This window comes from Thalassobacter sp. (assembly GCF_982993085.1).
In genome coordinates this window covers 1-2,683 of record NZ_CEZFMW010000220.1, presented here as the reverse complement: position 1 = coordinate 2,683, position 2,683 = coordinate 1, and the positions used below count along the sequence as shown (strand labels likewise).

3 protein-coding genes and 1 tRNA gene are annotated in these 2,683 nt (G+C 58.1%); 1 reads left to right on the top strand and 3 read right to left on the bottom strand.

The features are described 5' to 3' along the window. Nucleotides 1–38: 38 nt before the first annotated feature. Together AC4GMC_RS18160 and cobT are read right to left on the bottom strand one after the other, a co-directional pair. Nucleotides 39–114: transfer RNA gene (locus tag AC4GMC_RS18160), tRNA-Thr, on the bottom strand. Nucleotides 115–167: 53 nt separating this feature from the next. Further along, a complete protein-coding gene (cobT, locus tag AC4GMC_RS18155; protein WP_487877752.1) occupies nucleotides 168–1,169 on the bottom strand; it encodes a nicotinate-nucleotide--dimethylbenzimidazole phosphoribosyltransferase in 1,002 nt (333 codons plus the stop codon). 89 nt (nucleotides 1,170–1,258) lie between these two features. Here cobT and AC4GMC_RS18150 point away from each other — a divergent pair, with 89 nt between their 5' ends. Further along, the gene (locus AC4GMC_RS18150) at nucleotides 1,259–2,008 is read left to right on the top strand and encodes an adenosylcobinamide-GDP ribazoletransferase (protein ID WP_487877751.1); all 750 of its coding nucleotides are present in this window, start codon (nucleotides 1,259–1,261) and stop codon (nucleotides 2,006–2,008) included. 46 nt (nucleotides 2,009–2,054) lie between these two features. Here AC4GMC_RS18150 and AC4GMC_RS18145 read toward each other — a convergent pair whose 3' ends face one another. Further along, complete coding sequence (locus AC4GMC_RS18145; RefSeq protein WP_038005028.1) at nucleotides 2,055–2,564, bottom strand: CarD family transcriptional regulator; 510 nt, start codon at nucleotides 2,562–2,564, stop codon at nucleotides 2,055–2,057. Between the last annotated feature and the right edge of the window lie 119 nt (nucleotides 2,565–2,683).

Sequence of the window (2,683 nt, the reverse complement as noted above, 5' to 3'; positions counted from 1 at the left end):
GCTTGCGGATGATCCCAAGGGTTTTATCCGGATTGAAATGGTGCCCCCACACGGACTCGAACCGCGGACCTACTGATTACAAATCAGTTGCTCTACCAGCTGAGCTATAGGGGCGCTGCGGGTGCGATAACGCCATTTATTGGCGTCTGCAAGACCCGAAACACAACTTATTTCGTTGCAACGCCAGCTTCTGCGAAAGTGGCCATTCCAGAATGGCACGCAACAGCGGCGCGCAGTATGGAAATTGCCGTAGCACCCCCTGACGCCTCGCCCAGGCGCATATTTAGCAACAACAAGGGCGACAATCCCAAGGCATCTAGAACTTCCCCATGTGCAGCCTCTGCGGACTGGTGACCCGCCACACAATGCACCAAAGCGTCTGGCGCTTCCGCAGCTAAGCAAGCAGCAGCGGCACAACAAATGAAACCGTCAAGAATCACCGGGATACGACGGCTCCGCGCCGCTGCGATCGCACCGGCCATAGCAGCAATTTCGCGCCCGCCAAGGCATTGCAACACGTCCAAACCCGAGCGCCCGGCATGCAGGGAAACCCCGGCCGAAACCGCCGCAGTCTTAGCCGCTAGGCCCGCGTCATCCACACCTGTGCCGCGCCCGGTCCAAGCAGCCGGTTCCTTGCCAAACAACGCGCAGGCGATTGCCGCCGCAGACGTTGTGTTGCCAATGCCCATTTCACCAGCAACCAAAAGATCCGTCTCGGGGCGCACGGCATCCCACCCTGTGCGCAATGCCGAAACCAACTCAGCCTCAGTCATCGCTGGAGCTTGAGTGAAGTCTTGGGTTGGGCGGTCAAGCTCTAGCGCGTGGACATCAAGCTGTGCGCCAACCGCCTTAGCCAACTGGTTGATCGCAGCCCCACCCGCTTGAAAATTCAATACCATTTGCGCCGTCACTTCAGACGGAAACGCGCTCACGCCCTGTGCACACACACCGTGGTTGCCCGCAAAAACAACGATCTGAGCTGCGTCGATTGAGGGGCGCGAATCACCGCGCCAGCCTGCGTACCACTGAGCAAGATCCTCCAGCCGACCAAGCGCGCCGGGAGGTTTGGTCAACTGCGCGTTGCGATCAGCTGCGTCCAACTGCGCCTGCGGATGAGGCCCCGGAGCGCTACGTAAAAGTTCAAGAAACTCTGCGGTCGTTGTAAACATCTGGGACTCTCGGCTGTCGTTCGCTAAGTACGGGCGAAACCGCACGAAAACGGTCTATCTCCGCCGGGCCACGAGGGAAAGAGACTAATATGACGTCATTCGACATCTTCGGAGACCTCCGACGCGCCTGTGCTTTGCTCACTCGATTACCTATCCAAGCGCATTTTCCGAACGCGGGATCGACCACATGGGCTTGGGCTTTTCCAATCGTTGGCCTTGTGGTTGGAGGCCTGTCTGTTGTGGCGGCCATGGTACTATTGTCAGCTGGCCTTGGAATGGCTGCCATTGCGATCGGACTGATAGTGCAGGTCATGATAACGGGTGCGATGCACGAAGATGGCCTAGCTGATACCGCTGATGGGTTTTGGGGCGGATGGACGCCCGCGCGCAGGCTCGAGATTATGAAGGACAGCCACATCGGAACCTACGGTGTAATCGCATTGGTCCTCACGTTTTTGTGGCGTTGGGCGCTTTGGGGCGCTTTGCTCGTGCAGGCGCCCCTTACCCTTGTGGCGGCAGCCGCACTATCGCGTGCCACCCTGCCCGCGCTGATGACCGCCCTACCCCATGCGCGCGACACCGGTTTATCGCATACAACCGGCCGGCCGACGCGGCACCCTGCTGCCATAGCAGCCATGATTGCAGCATTCATCGCTTTGGGGTGCGTCGGACCTCTCGCCACATTGATAGGGGTGGCTGTGGTTTCACTTTCTGCTATCGCGGTAGGCTTGATCGCAAAAGCCAAGATCGGTGGGCAAACCGGCGACGTCCTCGGCGCGACACAAGTGGTCGCAGAGCTTCTCTGTCTAACGGTGTTCGCTGCAATCCTCGCCAAATAGAAAAAGGCGCCCAGAAGGACGCCTTTCACCATTATTCTATCGATGTTTAGGCCGCAGCGCGGGCCACAAGCACACTGTCCACACGCTCTTGGGCGCCAGATTCCTCAATGCCATCCACAGCAGCCAGCTCGCGCGTCAAACGCTCAAGCGCCGCTTCGTATAGCTGACGCTCCGAATAGCTTTGCTCACGCTGATCATCACCGCGGTGCAGGTCGCGTACGACCTCCGCGATAGAGATCAGGTCACCCGAGTTGATCTTTTGCTCGTATTCCTGCGCACGGCGAGACCACATCGCGCGTTTTACGCGCGCCTTACCCTTCAACGTGTCCATCGCGCGGGACACCACATCAGGTGACGACAGGCTACGCATGCCCACTTCGGTCGCCTTATGGGTCGGAACGCGAAGCGTCATCTTGTCTTTTGCAAACGAAATGACGAACAATTCCAAGGTCAGTCCGGCGATTTCCTGCTCTTCGATTGACACAATCTGGCCGACACCGTGTGCTGGATAGACCACGTACTCATCCGGATGAAAATCGTTGTTGGACTTGCTCATGGGCAGGCTCCTCTTTTGCGTTCATAGTATGCAGACCGACAAAATTGCGCCCTAGGAAACTACATTCCAGAGGCACATTGCATTCTCTGCGTTTCAATTGGATCCGATGCGGCAGCGCT